Raw genomic sequence first — 21,955 nt, 5'->3', positions numbered from 1 at the left:
CCCGTCGGTGGAGGCGGGTTATAGGGCCCCTATCCCGACCTGTAAACACCTTTTTCAGAAAAAAATGCATTTAATGGGAACTTTTCTGAATATTGTTATTTTTCAACAACATAATCGAAAAGACATATCCAACCATAAAAGTCAGACACCAGTCCCCATCAGACTCTTGGTTGAAAAATCCCGAAAAGGTCCTGAAAAAGACCCGCAAAGACTGGGCTTTTACCGGGCAAAAAACATTGCGCCGGATCAAAATGATTCGAAAAAACCAAGATTACAGGCCGTTGATTCGTCTATCGGCCCAAAATCAGGTTCAACCCGTTTGATGTGATGCAATGCGCACGACCATATTAAAGGTCATATTAACCGTGATAGTTCCGACAATTTAGTCCAGAAGGACATATCATCCGGGCAAGGCCGCAAAATGGCGCAAAAGCAAATATGTGAACCTTTCCTTTACATTATGACCCGATGATAGGGCGAGATATCCATACCCCTCGTTATAAGACGGGCATCAGGGGACCGAAGGAAGATGATGAGACTGCGACAATATCTTATATGTGCCGCCGCCTTTGCGGGGCTCTCTCTTGCCGGGTGCTCTGGCACCAATCTTGTGCCCAATACGGGCCCGGGCAGCAGTGAAGGCAAAGGTGGCCAACCAGGTCCGTCTTTCACCCAGTTCACAGATATTCCGATGCCGTCCAATTCGTCACTCGATATGGACAGAAGCATCATCTTTGGCGCATCCGATGCCTGGCACGGACGGCTTGTCCTGAATGCCGGCGGATCGCAAGCGCAGATGTATGATTTCTATGAACGCGAAATGCCAAACTTTGGCTGGAGCAAGGTGACCGTGGTCCGCGCCGATATTTCGGTTCTGGTCTATGACCGTGAAAACCGGGTTGCGACCATCAAGTTGACCGGGGGCTCCTTTAGCGGGTCGGTGGTCGATATCACGGTATCGCCAAAGGGCTGATTGCCTGCCCGACCAGACCGCCGAAAACTTCAAAAACAAAAAGGGTGCCAAACGGCACCCTTTTTTAATGCGAAACGCAATGGCTGGTCGATGGGCCTAGCGCGTACCGAACAGTCGGTCGCCGGCATCGCCAAGACCCGGAACGATATAGGCCTTTTCATTAAGCTTCTCATCAAGGCCGGCGGTATAGATCGGCACATCCGGATGGGCATCCTGGAAGACCTTGACCCCTTCGGGGGCAGCAACCAGCGCCATGAAGCGGATGTCCTTGTCGGCAACACCGTATTTATTGAGCGTATCGATCGCCGCCACTGCCGAGTTCCCGGTTGCCAGCATCGGATCGACCAGAATGAAGGTACGGCCTTCGACTTCGGGCAGCTTGACCAGATATTCGACCGGCATGTGGGTTTCCGGATCGCGATAGAGGCCGATATGACCAATGCGCGCGGACGGCATCAGTTCGATCAGGCCATCGGCCATGCCCGAACCGGCACGCAGGATCGGAACCACCGCCAGTTTACGGCCCTGAATGACCGGCGCCTTCATCGCGCAGATCGGCGTTTCGATGTCTTCATAGCTGACAGGAAGCTCGCGGGTGATTTCATAGCCCATGAGAAGGGCGATTTCCTTGAGCAACTGACGGAAGGTCTTGGTCGACGTGCTGACCTTGCGCATGTGGCTCAGCTTATGCTGGATCAGCGGATGATCAAGAATATGAAGGTTCGGGAAATCCTTGTGCGTGCTCATGTGCTATCGGCCATCCTGTCTTGCTTTGCAGCCGTTCCAATCAAGCGGCTGCCGGTCTGGTGTTTGAGAACCTAGCGCGTAGCGCCTTTACCCAAAGATGGCAAGCAGAATGCCCCAATCAGAGGACAAAAACAAACCCGATGACATGAATTTGGCAATTGAATGCGCCAAGCCCAATAGAAAAGCGGGGCAGCCCATATGACCACCCCGCTCTGCAGTATTACATCTCTATATATAAAGTGTGCGACTAACCGTACCGGATGCGAACCCGATCTGATCAGTCTACGACGCGGTCATTTGGCTCTGCGCGAACCGGGAAACCGTCAATCGAATGATCCGCCTTGATTTTGGCCGCATCATCGCGGGCTGCTGCAAGGTTGGCATAGGACCCGATCCGGACATAGTACCAAGCCCCCTCGTCCTCTGGCCCGCGCACGACAACGGCGACTTCAAGTCCCTTGCCGCGCAGTTCCTCGGCACGCTGGCTGGCATTTTCATGCACCTTGAAGGCACCAACCTGAACCGAGAAAGGCTTGCTGGCATCTGATGCCGGGGCTGCGGGTGCTGGTTCCGGCGTGGTTTCAGCGGTTTCAGCCGCCGGTTCGGATGCCTCTGGCGCGGGTGCCTGTTCTGTAGTTGGCGCAGCCTCGGTCGCAGCACTGTCTTGTGCGTCTTCAACCGCTGGCGCTTCCGGTGCGGCTGGCGCATCGGTGTCGCCGGTTACGTCGCGAATTTCCGGGGCGGCAATCGCCTGTTCTTCTGATCCTGCGGCTTCTTCGGTTTCAGCCACATCCGATGCGGCTTCGCTGCCAGCGGATGCGTCATCCGAAAGTGCCTCTGTGCGCTGCGCGATCAGATCGCCGACCGGGTCTTCGCTATCAGCGCTGATTTCCGGTGCGGGTGTTGTTGCTGCCGGCTCGGTTGCCTCAGGCGTGGCATCGGGAATTTCGGTGGGTTCTTCCGGGGCGGAGGCCAGCATTTCGACCTGCGGCTGCTCTGTCTGGGTGGTGCGCGCACCGTCTTCAGAATCCATGAACAAGCCTGCGCCGACCAGCATTCCGGCAAAGAACAAGACAAGGCCGAGCATGCCTGCGCCTGTGACCAGGCCAAGAAGGGTTTTGCGATCCATATCCGCTATCCGTGCATTAAGGTTTTGCCGATCACCGGAGCGTTCTGCCCCACGTGCGCTGCCATCACCATGCCCGTCCCGGCCATATATAAAGGCCGGAAGCGGTGCATCCTTTTGCCCGGCATCCGGATCAGTCTGCGGTTCCGGGGTTGCGCGCAAATCGGGTTTGTTGGTGTTGTCTTCGCCAGCCATGGACTTGGCCATCCTTCACGACATCAAAGTTACCCTGCTTTTGTAACCAACAGCACCTTTATAAAACGCTAAAGCCGTGCACAGATGCAACCAGGCAGCGTGCCAAAGATCGATATGGGTCAATGTCTTTTGGATAAAAAAAGGGGGACTGGTATGAATTCCGGCATTGTCCCGCACAATGATCCGGATACCAGCCCCCTCGAGTGAGAGAGATCGACCTTCGGGGAGAGAGAGTCCCGAAGATAGAAGCCATCAGGCACGCCATGTAGGCCCGATGGCCGGTCACAAACGACGTTGTCGTCTGCATTTGACAAACACAGTCATAGAGCATCGTTTTTGCAATTGCAAACGATTATCACACACATTCGCAGAAAAAATTTCAATGCGTCGAAATCGCGCTCGTAAATCGGGGCTAAGCCCCCCAACCAAAACGAGAATTTCCAGATTTCGGACCTCGTCAACCCGGCTGTGTGCCGCAGCAATCCTATAGAAATCGAGAAATAAGGGATTGTGTTCCAAACCAAGCTCTGCTTGGATCAGAACAACTACTCTTGAGAAGTAGAGGTGTGAGCGGGAGAGACGCGAGCCAATATGACCAAAGACAAAAAATAAACTTGGTTTGCTCTGGAGTGACAAAAATGACGGGAGACAAGGCCGCGAAGACGGCTATTGCAGGAGGCGCTACCAGCCTTCTGACGTTACGACGGATTTTGCTCGTAACAGGATTACTGGTTTCAGGTGCAGTGACATGGATGCTTCTTTGGACCGGTGATACCTATCGCAACTTTGCGATTGAAACACTGAACAACTCGGTCAGTGGTACAGTCAATTTCTTTGTCGGGTCGCGTATTGCCACCGACTATGCCGACAAAATTACCCCCATTGCCAATGAATGGTCGCGGCTTGGCAGCCTGGTCAAAAGTTATCAGGAAAATGACCAGACGCGCATGCAAGCCGAACTCAACATCCTGTCGAACGCACGCGAAGTGGTTCAGGGCGATGTAAACCTGATTGCGGCAATTTCCTATGATCAGGAATTCAATCAACTGGCGACGTCCGAAGCCAATCTGAGCGCCAGCGTCACTGATGACCCGGACGTCAAAGCCTATTTGATCGGTCGCGACAAGGCCGAAGCCCGCAAACCGGCAAGCTTTATGTGGGCAACCCCGGATGGACGTCCGGTCTTTAGCCTGATCTTGCCGGTCGGCGGGTTCCGTGCTGTTGGTTTCCTTGAAGTCATCACCGATCCCCTGCCCCAGCTTGCCGGTATCGGCAAGGTTTTGGGTGGCAACTTCCAGATTCTGGATAATTCTGGCAACGTGCTGTTTGAAAGCTTGGAAGCCCCGGCAGCGGCAGAAGCCGAAACTGCCCCGACAGCAGAAAACGATACTGCCACCGAAAATGCCGGGGATGCAGCACCAGAAGCCAGCAGTGATACGCCGGCGCCCGAAACGGCCAAGGCAGGTGATACGACGCACCGCGCGGCAGTCGAGGTTATGATCAGTGATGGTCGTGGCGGCGTCTGGGCCGAGGCCCGGTTTGACCGCGACGTGTCTGATTTCTATGCCCAGACTGATAGCCTTCGCCTGCTGTCGATCGAGATCCTTGTCGGTGTGCTTCTGGCAGCCTGGATTGTTGGCTGGATCCTGTTGCGCACCACGGTACTGCGCAATCTGCGCGCCTTTGCCGGTGCGATGACGTCAATTTCAAACGGCGACACCAACGTCAATCTGCCCAATGTCGGCAATGACGAAATCGGCGAGATGAAAAAGGCTTTGATTGCCTTGCGTGAATCGGTGCGTCAGGCCTTGATCCTGCAAAACATGGTCGAAAATACCCCGACCATGACGGCAATGATCCTGCCTGATGGCAAACTGAGTTATCTTAACGCCAGTGCGCAAGAATATCTTGGCGGGACCACGGCAACGATTTCGGGTGATTTCCTTAATCTTGGATCAGACTTCCAGGCAAAGCTTGCCAATCCGAACAACCAGCCCTTCACCGAGATCATCCAGACCGACCGTGGCTATCTTGATATCCTTGCCGCGCCGGTCCGCGATAAGGACAATGTCCTTCTGGGCACCATGCTGGCCTGGAACGACGTGTCAGAGCGTGAGGAAAGCAAGATTGCGGTCACCGAACTGATGGCCGAGGTTGCCCGTGTGGCCCAATCCGTGACCGAGCAATCCGAAGGGTTGCTGAGCCTTGCCAGTGAACTGACAAACCAGTCGGAAAACACAGTCCAGCAATCGGGTGGTGCACTGGATGTCTCGCGCGAGGCGGCATCAAATACCCGCAATGTCGCCACCGCGGTTGAGGAACTTTCATCCTCCATCGCCGAGATCAACCGTCAGGCGACCGAGGCTTCCACCGTGACCGGACGGGCACGTGAAGAAGCCGAAGAAAGCCAGCGCAATATCGGATCGCTTGAAAAGGCCAGTTCCGAGATCGGATCGATCATTGATCTGATCAACGACATTGCCCATCGCACCAAGCTTCTGTCGCTTAATGCGACGATTGAAGCCGAACGTGCCGGTGAACTTGGCAAGGGCTTTGCCGTGGTTGCCAACGAGGTCAAATCGCTTGCTGATCAGACCGCAAGTGCAACCGGCCAGATTGGTGACCTGACGGCCGCCATTCAGGAAGAAGTGCAAAAGGCGGCCCATTCGATCAGCACGGTCGGCGAAGTTATTCATCAGGTCAACGACATCCAGTCGACCATCACCCAATCGGTTGATGAACAACGCCGTGCCACCGGCGAGATTTCCGAAAACGTTCAACGCATCGCCGCCGGTGCGGGATCGATGGACGAAATGATCACCTTTGTGAATGATGGCGCACAAAGCACCGGGCGCAGTGCACATGATCTGAACACCGCCAGCCATAACCTTTCGGAAGTGGCCCGCAACCTGTCAGAGAAAATGCGCGAGTTCAGCGAGCGGATGAAGCTGACCTGATCGGCTTTGTGATATTTTCCAACGCAAAGGGCGGCACCATAACGATGCCGCCCTTTGTCATTTCACCAGAATGGTTGCGTGATCAGCTTGCCACGGATTTCGAGGCGATTTCATACAGATCGCGCGAGATTTCCGGTTTGGCGAGGATACGGTTAAGTTCGGCCTTCATCTTGTCGGCACGATCCACATCGTATTTTGCCCATTTGCCAAGCGGGGCGCAGAGGCGTGCGGCGACCTGCGGGTTGATGTCATCAAGCTCGATCAGGCGATCGGCATAGAAGGCATAACCCGAACCATCCTTGGCATGGAAATGACGCGGATTGCCCATGGCAAATGCCCCGATCAGGGCACGCACCTTGTTGGGATTGCGCATGGTAAAGGCCGGGTGGCTCATCAGATCCTTGATGCGGGCCAATGTATCATCACGCGATGACATCGCCTGCAACGAGAACCATTTATCGAGAACGACAGCATCATTGGCAAAGCGTTCCTCGAAGTCTGCCAATGCGGTTTCACGGCCCGGATGATCAAGGTTATTGAGCACCGAAAGGGCGGCCATCTGATCGGTCATGTTATCAGCCGTGCCATACTGCGCGACTGCGACGTCGGCAAATTCATCCGCCCCGCTTGCCACCAGATAGGCAAGGGCCGTTGCCCGCAAGGCACGCTGCCCCGCCGACGTCGCATCAGGCGTAAAGGCCGCGTTTGAGGCATTCTGGTGATAGGTGTTGGCGAAATCATCGGAAAGCGCCTGGCCAATGCGTTTGCGCAAGGCCGTGCGCACCTGATAGATCGCCTCGGGATTGGCGGGCTTGCGCTGTTCGGACAGGAACGCCTCTCCCGGCAGGACAAGCGCATCTGCACGGAACGCCTTATCAAGATCGTCATTGGTAAGTGTTGCGCGCATTGCCGCAATAAAGGCATCAACGCGGGCCTGTTCATCGGCAAAGGCGGCATCGACATCGCCACCATTCGCCTCATAGGCGGCAATGGCAGACAACATCAAACGGGTTGCGTATTTCTGCCCGGCTTCCCAGCGATTGAACGCATCGCTGTCGTTGCCCATCAGGAAGACAAGTTCGTCATCGGGCTGATCGGTGGTGATGTTAACGGGGGCGGAGAATCCCCGGTTAAACGACAGCACCGGCGCCTCAGTCACACCATCAAAGACAAATTCCTGACTGGCCTCAGACAGTTCCACCGTTTCGGCGACGAGGTCTGAACCATCCGCGCCCAGAAGCCCGATTGAGATCGGCATGTGCAACGGTTTCTTGTCCGGCTGTCCCGGGGTCGGGTCGGTTTTCTGCGATATGGTCAGACGGTATTGTTTGGCATCCGCGTCATACTCGCCCTGCCAGCTGAGTTTCGGCGTGCCTGCCTGCGAATACCAGAGTTTGAGTTGGCTGAAATCGATGCCATTGGCGTCTTCCATCGCCTTGGCAAAATCATCACAGGTCACCGCCTGCCCGTCATGGCGATCAAAGTAAAGGTCGATGCCCTTGCGATAGCCATCCGGCCCCAGCAACGTATGCATCATGCGGATCAGTTCCGCGCCCTTTTCATAGACCGTGGCGGTATAGAAATTGTTGATTTCCATATAGCTGTCCGGGCGCACCGGATGGGCCAGCGGGCCTGCATCCTCGGGGAACTGGGCGGCGCGGAGCGCATTGACGTCCTTGATGCGCTGCACCGGACGGGACCGTTGATCGGCCGAGAATTCCTGATCACGGAAGACCGTCAAACCTTCCTTGAGCGAGAGCTGGAACCAGTCGCGACAGGTGACGCGGTTGCCCGACCAGTTATGGAAATATTCGTGTGCAACGATGGATTCGATGCGTTCATAATCGCCATCGGTCGCCGTATCCGGGCGGGCCAGAACGAATTTGGCGTTAAACACATTGAGGCTTTTGTTTTCCATCGCCCCCATATTGAAGTCGGATACGGCAACGATGTTGAACAGGTCCAGATCGTATTCGAGGCCATAGACATCTTCGTCCCACTTCATCGACCGTTTCAGGCTGTCCATCGCGTAATCACAGCGGTCCTCGTTGCCATGTTCGACAAAGATGCGCAGCGCCACATCGCGACCCGACATGGTTTTGAAACTGTCTTCGACACAGGCCAGATCACCGGCCACCAGCGCAAACAGATAGGAAGGCTTGGGGAACGGATCTTCCCACACGGCAAAATGACGGCCACCGTCAAGATCGCCACTGTCGATCAGGTTGCCGTTCGAAAGCAGAACCGGGCAGCTTTCCTTATTCGCATTGATCGTGACCTTATAGGTCGCCATGACGTCGGGGCGATCCGGGAAATAGGTGATGCGGCGGAACCCTTCGGCCTCACACTGGGTGCAAAAGGCGCTTTGCGAAACATAAAGGCCTTCAAGCCGGGTGTTGTTGGCCGGTGAAATCTGGGTTTCAAGTTCGGCAATGAAGTTTTGCCCCGGCGCCTTAAAGCGCAGGCCTTCCTGATCGACGGTGAAATCGCTGGACGCCAGGCGGGCTTCATTGAGGGTGACGGAAAGAAGCTTCATATCCTCGCCATGGAGGAAAACCTCGTCCCCCTTTCCGGTACCGCGCACAGGATTCGCAGCCATAAACAGGCGCGATTTGACATTTGTCACGTCACGATCAAGGTCAAAAACCAGTTCGACCTTTTCGACAATAAAGCCAGGTTCCTTATAGTCTTCGCGACGAATCTCTTGCGGCTGTTCAGACATTTAAGGGTCCTTTTTTTCCTTGGGCTGCGCGGTTTTGGAACGGATTGTATAAAATCGCCAATTTCGCAATGCAGTGTGGTGTTTCAGAACTGAATTTCGGTCAGCGATAACACTGATAGGATAAATTTCATTTTTCCTCAAATGCGGAGTTTACGGCGCCGATTTTAATGGGCATACTCTCAAACGGTGGCGCGAGGGGGGCCAAAGTTTCACATTTCGTGGGGCGAGAGTGATCTTTGGTTTCCCTCAACCTTTCTGCCGGTTTTCCAGACAAAACATCTTCTCATGCAGATCGGCGTCCACCGGGTCGCACCCTACCAAAATCAAAAATATCCCATCCTTTTCTCACCTAATAATTTGTGAGTTCCGCTTGAACGGGATAGAATAATTGCGACCTGTCGGGGAATGATAACTTTCAGGGGAAAAATCGCCAATGTCCGAAACGTTCCAGGTTCTGATCGCCGATGACCATCCGCTAGTGCGCGGAGCCCTCAAACAGGCGTTAAGCTCAGAACTGGAAAACGTATCGGTCCTTGAAGCCGGCAGCTTGTATGAAGCCATTGATCAGATCGAAGCCCACAAGGGTGATATCGATCTTGTCCTGCTTGATCTTCATATGCCCGGCATGAACGGCTTTACCGGCCTGTTTACCCTGCGTGCATCCTATCCCGATATTCCGGTTTCCATCGTATCGGCCAGTCAGGAACTGCCTGTTGTGCGCCGTTCCATTGAATATGGCGCATCGGCCTTTGTCCCGAAATCAGCCCCGGTCGATCAGATCGGGCTTGCGGTCAAGACCGTGCTGGACGGTGGTATGTGGATGCCCGACTGGGCACGCGACGCCATGGAAAACGGCCCGACCGATGACGAGGCCACCGGTTTGGCCGAAAAGATCGGCCAGCTTACCCCGCAGCAGCTGCGTGTTCTCAACATGCTGACCGAAGGCAAGCTCAATAAGCAGATCGCCTATGAGCTTGATGTCACCGAGGCGACGGTCAAGGCCCATGTATCGGCCATCCTTCGCAAGCTTTCGGTCCATAGCCGTACACAGGCCGTGATCATCGCGCGCGAATTGCAGTTGCAGGAACCGGCAATCGAGGCGTAGGTCACGCCTTCCCCGCACATTCCATTTCAAGCGAAAACAGGTCTTTATCCCACCGGTTTCAGGATACTTGCCGCTGTGGATTTGATCGAACTTGCCACAGCGTCAATGGCAGCTTTATCTTCCAGGCCGCGCACAATTGTCAGCCCACCGATCAATATTCCCAAAAACGACCACGCCTTTGCCAAACGCTGATCATCGGGAAACTGCGGTAATCCCTTTGCCACCAGCCCGGCAATCGTCTGCATCTTGCGATCATAGAGTGCGCGGGTTTCACCGTCCGCACGGGTCATTTCCGGCGACAGACTGGTCATTGCGCAACCGCATGCAAGATCTTCGCGATGAGGGCGGCCAAGGTAATAGTCAATAAACGCGTCGGTCCAGCCATCGCCGAACTCACGCTGGAAGCGTGGCACGCCGTCAATCACTTCGTCGAGGCCAAGATCAAGGGCGGCGCGAAATGCACCATCCTTTGAGCCGAAATGGGCATAAAACGCACCCGAAGTGGCATTGGCCGATTTGGCAATACCATCGACCCCGACCCCGGAAAAGCCAAACTCCCGAAAGGCGCGACTTGCAGCGTCGAGAATGTTGCGACGGGTTTCTTCCTTGCGCGTCTGGTTTTTGACCATCTCACCCTCAAAATATATCGGTCGTTATATTTTTAATTGACAACGCTGCAATTGTCGATCACCTATTTAAATAACGATCGTTATATTTTTACCACTTGGATCAACCATCATGACAGATGACGCAAAACTACTTGCAGATCTGACGAAAAGCCCACCTGCCTCGGCACGGGATTTTACGGATCGTCGCAGTTTCTTGAAAAATGCCACCGCAACCCTTGCTGTTGCGGGAACAACCCTTGTCGCACCATCCATCTTGCGCCATTCCCTTGCCGCCCAAACAGAAAGTGAACCCATGTCACAGAACGCCTTCGTCTATACCGAACTGCAAATCTCTGCTCCGTTTGATCAGGTGCCATGGCAGCGCATCAATAATGCGATCAAGGCTCAGCCCGGCTTTATCAACAAAACGTGGCTTTCCGGCGTTGGCAACCTGTCGGCCGGTGGCATCTATGCCTTTGACAGCGTTGTGAATGCGCAGAAATTTGTGACCGGTTATTTTCCGGAAGAGGCCAGAGGTTTTGGCGTTGCGCAAACGACACGCGTGTTTGATGCGGTTGCCACCCGTGAGGCCAGCCTTGATATGAATTCGGCCCATTATGGCGCCAAGTTTGACCAGATCCCGGGCGCATTTGTCTATACCGAGGTGCAACTGCATGTTTTGCCATTCGACAATGGCCCGTGGCGCGATTTCAACCCGATCCTGAAACAACAACCGGGTCTTCTTTCCAAAACCTGGTTGAGCGGCCTTCACACAGGAACGGTCGGTGGCTTCTATGCGTTTGACACAATTGAGAATGCCAAACGCTTTGCCATCGATTACTTCCCGACCGAGACCAAGGCCTTGAATGCGGCGTTTTACACCCGCGTGTTTGATGCCGATGCGACAAAGACAGCCAGTATCGACATGGCATCGCCATTCTACGCATAAGTTCCCTTTCATCCTTAAAAACTTTGGCGCATCATCCCTTGGCTGGTGCGCCAATCCGCTCATGCTACGTCTGGAACAACCAAGCCAGCCAGGGCGTTATTACATCAGCTCCTGCCGCATGCACCCTGCCCGGCAGACCATAGCCGGAGAAGATGCATGAACGACCCCGTTGCGACGGAAAGTCCGAACGCCTCAAACGCCAAGGCAGGCCAAGCCGCCAATGCGCGCGCGCGGGTGTACCGCCGGGCGCGGACGATTTCAGTGATTGGCACATTTGTGGTTTTGGCATTGGGCTGTCTTTACGTCGCGCAAAGTCTTTTGCTGCCGGTTGTTCTGGCGTTTTTGCTGTCGCTTGTGTTTTCGCCGGTTGTCCGCACCTTTGCGAAATTCTACATCCCCAATGCCGTTACGGCCTTTGCCATTGTTCTGACACTCAGCGCGACTGTGATTGCCGGGATTTATGGCCTGAGTGGCCCGGTATCGGGCTGGATCGATGAAGCACCAAATATAGAGCGCCAATTGCGGCTGCGCCTTGCCGATCTTAGCGAACCGCTTGATAAACTGCGCGAAGCCCAAAAGCAGGTAACCGAGGCCACCGATCAGAATAATGGCGATGAAGACGTTCAAAGGGTCGTGGTTGCCGAACCCAACCTGATCAGCCAGGCCGCACAAGGCGCACCTGATATTCTGGCAGGCATTGCGCTGATGCTTGTTCTGTTGCTGTTTATCCTGTCGGGAGGTGACCGCATTTATCAGAAACTGATCCGCTCGCTTCCGACCTTTGGTGACCGGCGCAAGGGATTGCGCATCGCCCATGACGTGGAACGCGAAGTTTCGCGCTATCTAGCGACGATTACCGCGATCAACATCCTGCTTGGCATCGTGATCGGGACGTTGATGGCAATTATCGGCCTGCCCAACCCTGTTCTTTGGGGGATCGCGGCGGCGGTGCTGAACTATGTGCCGATCCTTGGTGCAATGACCGGTGTGGTGATTGTTGGCGTGGTGTCGCTTGTGTCGATGCAAACCACCGGACAGGCCCTGATTGCGCCGGCACTTTATCTGGCATGCACGGTGTTTGAAGGCCAGTTGATCACGCCGATGCTTATTGGCAACCGGCTTAAAATCAACTCGGTCGCGATTGTGCTTGCCATTGCACTTTGGGGCTGGCTGTGGGGCTTTGTCGGCATTTTGGTTGCCGTCCCGCTTCTGATCGTTGCCAGCGTCATTTCCAATCACGTCGAAGGCCTGGGCGGGCTTCGCGAACTGCTTGGCCCGCATGCAGCCAGCAACACGCCCGACCGCACCATTCCGACAAACAGCAAGTAGCGTTATCAGCCAGCACTACCCCCTACGCCATTGCCAAAATCTGCAAATACTGCCAGTTTTGTGCGATGAACAAGGTCGAAATCATTGCCCATGATTGTCTGGGTGTGGAAGCCGTCATGGCCGAAACACGCCATTCCTTTGCCAAACACACGCATGAGGCGTTTGGCATCGGCTTCATGCATTCCGGTGCGCAAAAATCGGCCTCCGGGCGCGGCATGGTCGAGGCCGGGGCAGGCAACATCATCACGGTCAATCCACGCGAAGTGCATGATGGCCATCCGATTGGCGATGCTCCGCGCGGCTGGAACATGCTGTATTTCGACCCGGATCTGATCGCGCGCGCGGCAAGTGATCTTTCTGAAACCGCCACCGATCAATATGAATTCACCCGCCCCGTGATGGATAGCCCCCACGTCCGGCAATGTTTTGGGGCGTTATTCGATGCCGTCACCAACGGATCGGAAGAAAGCGCACGGCTCCGGCGCGAAGAAATGCTGCTGATGATGCTCCATCACGCCATGATCGGTCCCGGTGAACCCACCCCGAAATCAAACGCCCGAACGGCTGTTGCCCATGCCCGGATCAAACGCGCCAAGGCGTTGCTCGATGACAGCCCAACACACAGCCACAGCCTTGATGATCTTGCAAACGTAACGGGGCTTAGCAAGTTTCAAACGCTTCGCGACTTTACCCGTGCGACGGACCTCACCCCGCACGCCTATCTGATCCAGCGGCGCATTGATCTGGCGCGCGCCATGATCAAAAGCGGCGAAACGCTTGCCGATATCGCAAGTGCCGCGGGCTTTGCCGATCAAAGCCACCTGAACCGCCACTTTGTCCGTGCCTTTGGCCTGACACCGGGCCACTATGCCCGTGCCGTTCGCGGAAACTGAGCAATCCTCACATCCTGCAATTCCGTTCAAGAATGCCCTGTTGTCTATCCGTAAATTGAGGGCAACAACAGTCAAACGAACGGACACACCATGATCAGCCTCGATTTCCTGATAACCTCGCTCATCATCGTCGCCCTGCCCGGCACGGGTGTGATCTACACCCTGGCACTTGGACTGGGACGCGGCATGAAGGCCAGTATCTGGGCAGCCTTTGGCTGCACGTTGGGTATCGTCCCGCATATGACCGCCAGCATCCTTGGCCTCGCCGCCCTGCTCCATGCCAGCGTAGTCGCCTTTGAAATCGTGCGCTATCTGGGTGTGGCGTGGCTGCTCTATATGGCCTGGGGCATGTGGTTTGGGACCGGTGCGATGAAAGTCACCGCCAATGAAAGTGCTGCGGGCATTGTTAGAATCATCCGCGACGGCATATTGCTCAACCTGCTGAACCCGAAACTCTCGGTCTTCTTCCTCGCGTTCCTGCCGCAATTTGTTAGCGCTAACACGCCCAATACAACGATAGAGATGACCCTGCTCGGCCTGATCTTCATGGCGATGACGTTTGGTGTGTTTGTGATTTATGGGTGTTTTGCTGGGGCGCTACGCAGCCACATCATCGAACGGCCAAAGGTCATGAGCCTGATCGGCAAAAGCTTTGCGGGCGCCTTTGTCCTGATGGGTCTGAAACTAATGCTGACAGAACGATAGGCTGTTCGTTTGAGAAAATAGCATTGATCCATTTTTTGGAACATGCTATTCTCCATCAAATCGAAATATTGAAACACGCCGAGACAAGGACGCTAAATGCGCATCATTGCCCGAAAGGTGCTTGTCGATTTCTGGACCAAACACCCCGAAACCGAACAACCCTTGCGGGCTTGGTTTGATCGGACCCGCAAAGCGGGCTGGCAAAACCATCAGGATGTTCTGGCTGTCTTTGGCACAGCAAAAAGCATTAATGCCGAACGGATCAGGTTTAAAATCCATGGCAATGACTATCGCCTGATTGTTGCCTTTCGCTATGACGTCCAGATCGCGTGGATCAAATTTATTGGCACCCACGCCGATTACGACAAAATTGACGCCAAAACCGTCGACAAGTTCTGATCGGGTTGGGAAGGAGACGAAAATGCAAACGACCTATGCCATTAAGCCCATCAAGACCGAAGCAGACTATGAAGCAGCGATGGAAAAGCTTGAAGAGTTTTGGGATGCCAAACCCGGCACGCCAGAGGCTGATCAGCTGGAAGTGCTTGGTATCCTGATTGACCAATATGAAACGCAACAGTTCCCGATTGCCGCCCCCGATGCGGTCGAGGCTGTGCTGTTTTACATGGAGCAAAACGGACTGGATCGCGCCGAACTAGGCAAACTGCTTGGCAGTCGTTCCCGTGCGTCAGAGTTCCTCAACCATAAAACCAGTCTGTCGCTGACGCAGATCAGGAAACTGAATGAGGCTTGGAATATTCCAGCAGATATTTTAATCCAGCCGGTTCGGGAGAGTGCTTGAGAAAGGAAACCTGTCGTTACAGAATCTTGTGAAACTTCGTAGCGATTTCCTCCACCGTATTGAAATCTGTCAGTAATTGATCGTGAAAGCGTATTAATGGTGACTCTTCCGTCACCGAATGAGTCATTACAGGCCTAAAGAACTCAATCTGAGCTAATTCTTCTTCCACTCTTCTCAACTTTTCGTGGTTTTGAGTAAACTCTGCAATTCTCGTTTGGCGTTCTAACTCCTTGTATTTGCCAGTATTGGCAGGGTCCACAAGAGACGGTGGTATATACAATGGCACACGATGTGCCAAGCCGTCCCGAAAGCCTTTCAGATTTTCAAACCATTTATCCAACGTCTGAAGGTACTCTCTAAAATCCGTTGGAAGAGAACGCCAAACAACCCTGTTAGTTTTCCTGAAACCAACAGCACCATGAGAGACTGGATCACCGCTGGGCATTTTTATATCTCTCTCATGAACCCATATCCAAGCTAGGTTTTCACAACATCCATATGCATTTTGGACAAAGGACTGAATATTTATCGTAGCATCCAGCCTTTGATTATCATCCGGTTTTGCAGTTTGACTCGGTGGAAGTACTCTAAATGTATTCTCAATGCATCGCGTCATTACGCGTAATCGTCTGCCAAACCCGTGTAACGCATGCTCGTAACCGTTCGCAGTACGATATTTTTTGGAATAGTACGCTAAAAGTAGGTTCTCATACTTTCCCTGAACAGCATAACTAGCTTGCTCGAGTTCAGATATCTGATCCGGCGAATAAACTGACATACTTTAATTCTTCAAAAAATGAGCTTGAAAGGAAACTACTCACTCCGCCGCATCACTCCCCAGCCGGTTGAGTGCACGTGTCATCAGGGCACGCAGCTTTGCCGGGCGGAGCGGTTTGTTGAGAAGGGAGTAGCCTTGGGCGGCGATCAGGTCGGCGGTCTCGGACGCGCGGTCGGCGGTGATGATGACGCCGGGCACGTTAACGCCGTGAACATCGCGGAGCCGGATCAGGACATCAAGGCCGGTCTGGCCGGAATCAAGGTGGTAGTCGGCAAGGATGATGTCCGGGGAAAACGGTTTTTTGCCGTCAATTTCCTGGGTCAGCAGGTTTTCGGCAGCCGTGCCCGATTGGGCCGTCACCACGACGCAATCCCAGTTTTCGAGCATGGCGCGCATGCCATCAAGGATCGCCGGTTCGTTATCAAGACAGAGCACGCGAAGGCCGCCCAACTCGCCCGCCATGCGGCGTTTGGGTTTGGGCGTGGCGGCAGTATCGGCAACACCGAGTGGTACTTCGACCGAGAAGACCGTGCCGCGGCCGGGGCGGGAGCGCACCGAAACCGGGTGACCCAGCGACTTGCCAAGGCGATCCACGATGGCAAGGCCAAGCCCCAGCCCCTTCACATCGGTGGTTTCCGGGCCTTCCAGGCGATGGAATTCGCGGAAGATGATTTTCAGTTTGTCTTCAGGGATGCCCGGACCGCTATCCCAGACTTCGAGTTTCAGCGTGTCACCGCGCACGCGACAGCCGACCACCGCCCCGCCGGTGCGGGTATAGCGCATGGCGTTGGAAATGAAGTTTTGCAGGATACGCCTAAGCAAGCGACTGTCACTGCGCACCCACAGATCACGTTTATGGACCTTGAAGCTGAGCCCCGCATTTTCAGCAATCGGGCCGAATTCGGTTTCAAGCGCACCCAGCACATCATTGATCGCAAAGTCGCGAATGGTTGGTTGCATCGCGCCGGCGTCCAGCTTGCAGATATCAAGAAGCTCGTTGAGGAGTTCTTCCACCCCCTTAAGCGACAGATCCACCTTGCCGACCAGATCAAGTATGTCATCCGCCAGCCCCTGCTTGCCGCCAAGTGCCACCGTAAACAGACGCGCGGCATTAAGCGGCTGAAGCAGGTCGTGGCTGGCAGCGGCAAAGAAGCGGGTCTTGGTATCATTCGCCGTTTCGGCCTGTTCCTTGGCGTCTGAAAGCTCTGAGTTCAGCACCTCAAGCGCATGCGTTCGTTCGGTCACGCGGGCTTCAAGGCCTTCGTTGGCTTCCTTAAGCGCCTGTTCGGCGGTCTTGCGTTCGGTGATGTCGTGATAGATGCAGAAATAGCCCAGCACCTCGCCGGTTTCGTCAAAGTGCGGGATATAGGTGCCTTCGGCATAACGGCCTTCACGCACGCCAAGGGTGGCGCGTTCGTCATTTCGGTTGCGCGTAATGGCGGGGAATTCGATCTCGAAACTTTGGCGATAGCCCTGCAATACCAGATCGATCATAGGGGCGAGATGGACATAGCGTTCCTCGCCCACTGCTTCGCGGACCGACATGCCGTGGGCCTCAACCCGACGCAGACCAAACATCCGCTCATACGGCCGGTTGGTAAAGCGCAGGCGCTGATTTTTATCGGCGTACGCAATCATCACCGGAATGTTGTCGGTATAGATCCGGATGTTGCGTTCACTATCGCGCAGGGCTTCTTCGGTACGCACACGGGCCGTGATATCCGCAATGGTCGCCACAAACCCGCCATCAGGCATCGGGTTGGTGCGAACTTCGAGCACCATGCCATCAGCACGCTTGCGCTCATAGGTATGCGGCAGTCGGCGCATCTGGGGTGCGGCATTGCGCCCCAGCAGAATATCAATATCGACCGCCCGGTTGCCGTTCTCGCGGCAGATATGAACGAGTTCCGACAGCGGCAGGGTGACCTGAATGTCACTGGTCGAAATGCCAAGCAGATCAATGAAACGGTGGTTCCATGTGGCCAGGCGCAAGTTCTGGTCAAACACCCCGACCCCTTGCGAGATGTTTTCAAGCGTGTTGAGCAAAAGGTCGCGGTTGAACTTGATGGCCTCGGATGCTTCATCGAGCAGCTCCATCGCATCGCGGCGTGATACGGCCTTGTCGGGCAGCAACAGCGCCATCACCACGCGTGAAGATGCGGCCCCGACGGCACCAGACAGCAGATGTTCGGTAAAGTTCGCGGCATCGACATCGGCAAGATCGGATCGCTTGGTTTCGCCATCGCGCGATTGCAGATAATTGCGAAAGGCGCGCTGTGCCCAATGCTTGCCAAGGAACCTTGCCGCCAGATCTTCTAGATCGCCCAGCGTCACCCGGCCCGGCCAGGTATCGTTGCGCGCCTTGGTATCCTTGCGCCAGACATCGACGAAGACCTGCGCCTGACGGCGTTGGGTGACACCCTGCACCCCAACGGCCGAGCCGACAAACATCAAAACAAAGTTCACACCAAGTGACCAGACAACCCCGTGGGTCAGATGATCTTCGATCCCCACACCCAGAAGGGCCTGTGGGTTCAGGATGCCAATGCCAAACGGCCCGTCGGTCAGGAGCGAGGATGGCAACAACCCGCCCTGCACAAAGGCCGGCATCAAAAGCGTATAGGCCCATAGAACAAAACCGGACGTCAGACCAAGCCGAACCCCGGTCCGATTGATGTTTTTAAGGTAAATCGCAGCCAAAACCGCCGGGCCGAACTGCGCCATGGCGGCAAAGGACAGCATCCCGATATCCGCCAGCGCATAGTTTTCCGCGAGGAACCGATAGAAACCATAGGCCAGAAACAGGATGGCAATGATGGCGGCCCGGCGGATTTTCAACAGCACCTGACTGACATCGCCAGACATGCGTTTCTGGAGACGTTCAGAACGCAGCAAAAGCGGCATGACCAGATCGTTACAGACCATGGTCGAAACCGCGACACAGGACACAATCACCATCCCGGTACTGGCCGACAAACCACCGATAAAGGCAAATACCGCCAGCCAGTTCTGCCCGCCGAGTAACGGCAAGGTCAGAACAAAGGTATCGGGATTGACCGCCGGGTTATGGCCAAACATGAACAGACCGGCAATCGCGATCGGCACGACAAAGATGTTGATCGCAACCAGATAGGCCGGAAACAGCCAGCGCGCGCTGGTCAGGTTGCGGCTGTCATCATTTTCAACAAAGGTCACATGGAACTGGCGCGGCAAACAGAAAATGGCAAACCCCGCCAGCATGGTGGCGATAAAGAAGTTTGATGTCAGCCAGGTATCGGGAATAAACATCTGCCGCACGGTCGGATCAGACAGGGCGCGTTGATTGATATCGACAAAGCCGTCAAACATCCCGTAAACGACGAAAAAACCGACCATCAGAAGGGCTGCAAGCTTGATCAGGCTTTCAAACGCCACGGCCAGGATCAGGCCGTCATGATGTTCGGATGCGTGGATATAACGCACGCCAAACAGGATGGCGAACACCGCCATCAGGATGGTGACATAAAACGCTGTGTCCTTGGAAAAATGGCCTTCGGAATGGCGAACAACCTGTTGGCCGAGATCGCCGATCAGCACATCAAACGACATCGACACCGCTTTGAGCTGAAGCGATATATAGGCCAGCACGCCAACCACCGCGATCAGCGCAACAAGGGCAGCCAGACTTTGGCTTTTGCCATAGCGCGAGCCGAGGAAATCGGCAATCGAGGTAATGTTTTGCTTGTGACAGACACGGGCGATTTTGGTCATGATGCCAAAACCGAAAATCATCACCAAAATCGGCCCGATATAAATCGGCAGGAACGCCCACCCCCCGGTGGCCGCCGAGCCCACCGAGCCAAAGAAGGTCCAGCTTGTGCAATAGACCGCCATCGACAGGGCATAGATCGTCGGCTTTAATCTGGATGCGCGCCACTTGTCGGCATATTTGTCGCCATAATGGGCAATGGCAAACAACAACCCGATATAGGTCATGGCAACAATAAAGATCAGTCCGCCCTGAAGCATCGACGCAAACGCCCTTGTTATCGCCGCCTGTCCAGGCGGTCACAATTATCTGTTATCGGGGACTATACCACGGCGGGTGAATTGTCTAAAACGGCGCAAATCGATTTGAGACCAAAGATCAAGGAAAGCGTGGTTCAGATGGCTTCTGATTATGGCTTTTATGCCGGTATCCTGCGGTTCGTCGCAAAAAAGACCGAAACAGATGACGCCGAAATTCGCATCATGATGGGCCATCTGGCCGGGATTGCCGATGCGATTGAACAAAGCGGTCGCTTCATGGTCGAACGCAACAATTGCGAAAGTGCCGCACGCGCCTTTGCCGGTGTCGCCAAGTTCCTGCAGGAACGCATCCTGCCAGAGGCATTGAATGCCGGGAACGAGGGCGCAGTCGAACAGCTTAAATGGGCGATTGAAACATCGCTGGTCCTCGCCGCCGAACTGGTCAAGCGCGCGGCAAATGAAGAGCTCAAGGATCAGGACCGGTTTACGTTCGATTTGCCCGCAGCACCAAAAGCGCCGACCGTGCACTAAGCCCTTATATGGCGGCAAACAGCAGACAACAAAAAAGGCCGACACCCGAAGGTGCCGGCCTTTTTCATTTAAGATGCCTAATGGCTTAGTAGGTGCCGTTGGCAAAAACATTGGCGCGCTGGTTAAGCGCGGTTGCCTCGAATTCCTTGCCATAGGGCGCGGCTTTCTTGGCGAAATCCATCACGGAGGCATAAATGCGACCGGTGAGTTCATTCTTCGCAGCAATTTCTTCAAGCGCTTCTTTAGATGCCGTCGCAAAGGCGTTGATCAGATCGTCATTGAAGTGACGGATCTCGGTACCTTTTTCAAGGATCGCCTGATAGGACTGAATATTGTTGAACGCGAAATCCGACAGGGTCTGTTCAGCATTGGCCTGTGCGGCAACGGCGACGATTTCCTGAAGGTCTTCGGGCAGTTCGGCGAACTTGTCTTTGTTGATAAAGACTTCAATGCCCGAACCCGGCTCGGCAAATGCCGGGGTGTAGTAATATTTGGCAACCGATGCCAGACCAAAGGCATAATCGTTCCACGGACCAACCCACTCGGCTGCGTCAATCGCACCTGACTGCAAGCTTGGCAGGATGTCGGCAGCCGGCAGAAGCGACGGCGTCGCACCCAGACGGCGCATGGCTTCGCCACCGATACCGGCATAACGGACTTTAAGGCCCTTAAGGTCCTCAACCGAGTTGATTTCCTTGTTAAACCAGCCACCGGCCTGAAGGCCTGTGTTACCAGCCAGGAACGGCTTGACGTTGAACTGGGCATAAAGCTCGTCCCAGAGCGCCTGACCACCGCCAAAGCGCAGCCAACCGGAAAGCTCCCAGCCCATCAAACCGAACGGAATGGTGGTAAAGAATGAAACAGCCGGGTCCTTGCCAAACCAGTAATACGGGGTGGAGTGCGCAAGATCGGCAACACCCTGTTCGACCGCATCCATGCATTCCAGCGCCGGGACCAGTTCACCCGCACCGTAAACGGTGATTTTCAGACGACCGCCCGACATCTTGTTGACACGTTCGGCAAACAGTTCGCCGTTCGCGCCAAGACCAGGCGTTCCTTTCGGCCAGGGCATGACCATGCGCCAGTTGATGGTTTCGTTTGCTTTGACGATTGATGGTGCAGCGGCAGTAGCGGCAAATGCGCCTGCGGCAACGCCTGCACCGCCCAGAAACGCGCGACGTTTCATTGTGGGGCTCCCAATATTGGTAAAATTTTGCGTAAAAAGTTCACGAAGATAATTTCGTAACCTTGTTTGGGTCCAAAGTTACGGTTTTTGGCGCAGGCAACAATTAACGATTGCGGGATGCAGCATCGCACTGAGCGCATGACATCGACATTTCGTCGATAAATTTTCAACCATAGAGCCAAACAAAAAGGGACTGCCAGAATGGCAGTCCCTGATCGGGGATCGAACCGAAGGTCCGATAAAGATATTAGAGCACGTCGCGTTTAATCTGTATCATTTTGTTTGTTTTTGGCGAACTGTTTGGCAAGGCACAGCGTGCAGAGCGATGCGGCGCATCGGTC

The 21,955-nt window shown here is 54.7% G+C and carries 18 protein-coding genes; 11 read left to right on the top strand and 7 right to left on the bottom strand.

Features of this window, described 5'->3' with window-relative positions:
• Both TH2_RS21365 and TH2_RS20275 read left to right on the top strand, forming a co-directional pair.
• Positions 1 to 328 (top strand): hypothetical protein (locus tag TH2_RS21365; protein WP_238538741.1); only part of this gene is annotated, 328 nt, incomplete at its 5' end.
• Positions 329 to 529: 201 nt separating this feature from the next.
• Complete coding sequence (locus TH2_RS20275; RefSeq protein ID WP_231959834.1) at positions 530 to 973, top strand: hypothetical protein; 444 nt, start codon at positions 530 to 532, stop codon at positions 971 to 973.
• Between the two features lie 96 nt (positions 974 to 1,069).
• Here the strand turns inward: TH2_RS20275 and upp are convergent, their stop codons facing one another.
• Both upp and TH2_RS20265 read right to left on the bottom strand, forming a co-directional pair.
• A complete protein-coding gene (upp, locus tag TH2_RS20270) occupies positions 1,070 to 1,720 on the bottom strand; it encodes a uracil phosphoribosyltransferase (RefSeq protein ID WP_008892328.1) in 651 nt (216 codons plus the stop codon).
• Between the two features lie 277 nt (positions 1,721 to 1,997).
• Complete coding sequence (locus TH2_RS20265; RefSeq protein ID WP_008892327.1) at positions 1,998 to 3,041, bottom strand: SPOR domain-containing protein; 1,044 nt, start codon at positions 3,039 to 3,041, stop codon at positions 1,998 to 2,000.
• A 752-nt stretch (positions 3,042 to 3,793) separates the two neighbouring features.
• Between TH2_RS20265 and TH2_RS20260 the strand changes: the two genes are divergently transcribed.
• Positions 3,794 to 5,998, top strand: a complete 2,205-nt coding sequence (locus TH2_RS20260) for a methyl-accepting chemotaxis protein (RefSeq protein WP_008892326.1) — start codon at positions 3,794 to 3,796, stop codon at positions 5,996 to 5,998.
• A gap of 82 nt (positions 5,999 to 6,080) precedes the next feature.
• Here the strand turns inward: TH2_RS20260 and pepN are convergent, their stop codons facing one another.
• Positions 6,081 to 8,720: an aminopeptidase N gene (gene pepN / locus TH2_RS20255; protein WP_008892325.1), complete on the bottom strand. Its 2,640-nt coding sequence runs from the start codon at positions 8,718 to 8,720 to the stop codon at positions 6,081 to 6,083.
• A 433-nt stretch (positions 8,721 to 9,153) separates the two neighbouring features.
• Here pepN and TH2_RS20250 point away from each other — a divergent pair, with 433 nt between their 5' ends.
• Positions 9,154 to 9,825 carry a response regulator gene (locus tag TH2_RS20250; protein ID WP_008892324.1) on the top strand — a complete coding sequence of 224 codons (672 nt, stop codon included), beginning with the start codon at positions 9,154 to 9,156 and terminating at the stop codon, positions 9,823 to 9,825.
• Between the two features lie 44 nt (positions 9,826 to 9,869).
• Here TH2_RS20250 and TH2_RS20245 read toward each other — a convergent pair whose 3' ends face one another.
• Positions 9,870 to 10,454, bottom strand: a complete 585-nt coding sequence (locus TH2_RS20245; RefSeq protein WP_008892323.1) for a TetR/AcrR family transcriptional regulator — start codon at positions 10,452 to 10,454, stop codon at positions 9,870 to 9,872.
• Positions 10,455 to 10,563: 109 nt separating this feature from the next.
• Between TH2_RS20245 and TH2_RS20240 the strand changes: the two genes are divergently transcribed.
• The 6 genes from TH2_RS20240 to TH2_RS20215 all read left to right on the top strand — a co-directional run bounded on the left by TH2_RS20240 (position 10,564) and on the right by TH2_RS20215 (position 15,111).
• Complete coding sequence (locus TH2_RS20240) at positions 10,564 to 11,382, top strand: YdhR family protein (RefSeq protein ID WP_008892322.1); 819 nt, start codon at positions 10,564 to 10,566, stop codon at positions 11,380 to 11,382.
• Between the two features lie 156 nt (positions 11,383 to 11,538).
• Entirely contained in the window at positions 11,539 to 12,711 is a 1,173-nt protein-coding gene (locus TH2_RS20235; RefSeq protein WP_008892321.1) for an AI-2E family transporter, read from the top strand.
• A 65-nt stretch (positions 12,712 to 12,776) separates the two neighbouring features.
• Positions 12,777 to 13,604, top strand: coding sequence for an AraC family transcriptional regulator (locus tag TH2_RS20230; protein ID WP_008892320.1), 828 nt, complete (start codon positions 12,777 to 12,779; stop codon positions 13,602 to 13,604).
• A gap of 90 nt (positions 13,605 to 13,694) precedes the next feature.
• Positions 13,695 to 14,309, top strand: coding sequence for a LysE family translocator (locus TH2_RS20225; protein WP_008892319.1), 615 nt, complete (start codon positions 13,695 to 13,697; stop codon positions 14,307 to 14,309).
• A gap of 96 nt (positions 14,310 to 14,405) precedes the next feature.
• Positions 14,406 to 14,708 (top strand): type II toxin-antitoxin system HigB family toxin, encoded by a 303-nt coding sequence (locus TH2_RS20220; protein WP_008892318.1) that lies wholly within the window; start codon positions 14,406 to 14,408, stop codon positions 14,706 to 14,708.
• A gap of 22 nt (positions 14,709 to 14,730) precedes the next feature.
• Positions 14,731 to 15,111, top strand: a complete 381-nt coding sequence (locus TH2_RS20215; RefSeq protein ID WP_008892317.1) for a helix-turn-helix domain-containing protein — start codon at positions 14,731 to 14,733, stop codon at positions 15,109 to 15,111.
• Between the two features lie 16 nt (positions 15,112 to 15,127).
• Here the strand turns inward: TH2_RS20215 and TH2_RS20210 are convergent, their stop codons facing one another.
• Positions 15,128 to 15,889, bottom strand: coding sequence for a hypothetical protein (locus tag TH2_RS20210; protein ID WP_008892316.1), 762 nt, complete (start codon positions 15,887 to 15,889; stop codon positions 15,128 to 15,130).
• A 39-nt stretch (positions 15,890 to 15,928) separates the two neighbouring features.
• Positions 15,929 to 19,897: a hybrid sensor histidine kinase/response regulator gene (locus TH2_RS20205; protein ID WP_008892315.1), complete on the bottom strand. Its 3,969-nt coding sequence runs from the start codon at positions 19,895 to 19,897 to the stop codon at positions 15,929 to 15,931.
• Positions 19,898 to 20,035: 138 nt separating this feature from the next.
• Between TH2_RS20205 and TH2_RS20200 the strand changes: the two genes are divergently transcribed.
• Positions 20,036 to 20,428: a hypothetical protein gene (locus TH2_RS20200; protein ID WP_008892314.1), complete on the top strand. Its 393-nt coding sequence runs from the start codon at positions 20,036 to 20,038 to the stop codon at positions 20,426 to 20,428.
• Positions 20,429 to 20,513: 85 nt separating this feature from the next.
• On the opposite strand, the gene TH2_RS20195 is transcribed toward TH2_RS20200, so the two are convergent.
• A complete protein-coding gene (locus TH2_RS20195; RefSeq protein ID WP_008892313.1) occupies positions 20,514 to 21,614 on the bottom strand; it encodes a TRAP transporter substrate-binding protein in 1,101 nt (366 codons plus the stop codon).
• Positions 21,615 to 21,955 lie beyond the last annotated feature (341 nt).

Source organism: Thalassospira profundimaris WP0211 (assembly GCF_000300275.1).
Lineage (GTDB): Bacteria > Pseudomonadota > Alphaproteobacteria > Rhodospirillales > Thalassospiraceae > Thalassospira > Thalassospira profundimaris.
This window is presented reverse-complemented; position numbering and strand designations above follow the sequence as displayed.

Coding starts and splice junctions, on each gene's coding strand:
- TH2_RS20205 (WP_008892315.1), bottom strand. CDS start 19,897: ATGCTTCAGGGCGGACTGATCTTTATTGTTGCCATGACCTATATCGGG.
- TH2_RS20250 (WP_008892324.1), top strand. CDS start 9,154: ATGTCCGAAACGTTCCAGGTTCTGATCGCCGATGACCATCCGCTAGTG.
- TH2_RS20225 (WP_008892319.1), top strand. CDS start 13,695: ATGATCAGCCTCGATTTCCTGATAACCTCGCTCATCATCGTCGCCCTG.
- pepN (WP_008892325.1), bottom strand. CDS start 8,720: ATGTCTGAACAGCCGCAAGAGATTCGTCGCGAAGACTATAAGGAACCT.
- TH2_RS20275 (WP_231959834.1), top strand. CDS start 530: ATGATGAGACTGCGACAATATCTTATATGTGCCGCCGCCTTTGCGGGG.
- TH2_RS20230 (WP_008892320.1), top strand. CDS start 12,777: ATGAACAAGGTCGAAATCATTGCCCATGATTGTCTGGGTGTGGAAGCC.
- TH2_RS20220 (WP_008892318.1), top strand. CDS start 14,406: ATGCGCATCATTGCCCGAAAGGTGCTTGTCGATTTCTGGACCAAACAC.
- TH2_RS20200 (WP_008892314.1), top strand. CDS start 20,036: ATGGCTTCTGATTATGGCTTTTATGCCGGTATCCTGCGGTTCGTCGCA.
- TH2_RS20265 (WP_008892327.1), bottom strand. CDS start 3,041: ATGGCTGGCGAAGACAACACCAACAAACCCGATTTGCGCGCAACCCCG.
- TH2_RS20245 (WP_008892323.1), bottom strand. CDS start 10,454: ATGGTCAAAAACCAGACGCGCAAGGAAGAAACCCGTCGCAACATTCTC.
- TH2_RS20215 (WP_008892317.1), top strand. CDS start 14,731: ATGCAAACGACCTATGCCATTAAGCCCATCAAGACCGAAGCAGACTAT.
- TH2_RS20195 (WP_008892313.1), bottom strand. CDS start 21,614: ATGAAACGTCGCGCGTTTCTGGGCGGTGCAGGCGTTGCCGCAGGCGCA.
- TH2_RS20260 (WP_008892326.1), top strand. CDS start 3,794: ATGCTTCTTTGGACCGGTGATACCTATCGCAACTTTGCGATTGAAACA.
- TH2_RS20235 (WP_008892321.1), top strand. CDS start 11,539: ATGAACGACCCCGTTGCGACGGAAAGTCCGAACGCCTCAAACGCCAAG.
- upp (WP_008892328.1), bottom strand. CDS start 1,720: ATGAGCACGCACAAGGATTTCCCGAACCTTCATATTCTTGATCATCCG.
- TH2_RS20240 (WP_008892322.1), top strand. CDS start 10,564: ATGACAGATGACGCAAAACTACTTGCAGATCTGACGAAAAGCCCACCT.
- TH2_RS20210 (WP_008892316.1), bottom strand. CDS start 15,889: ATGTCAGTTTATTCGCCGGATCAGATATCTGAACTCGAGCAAGCTAGT.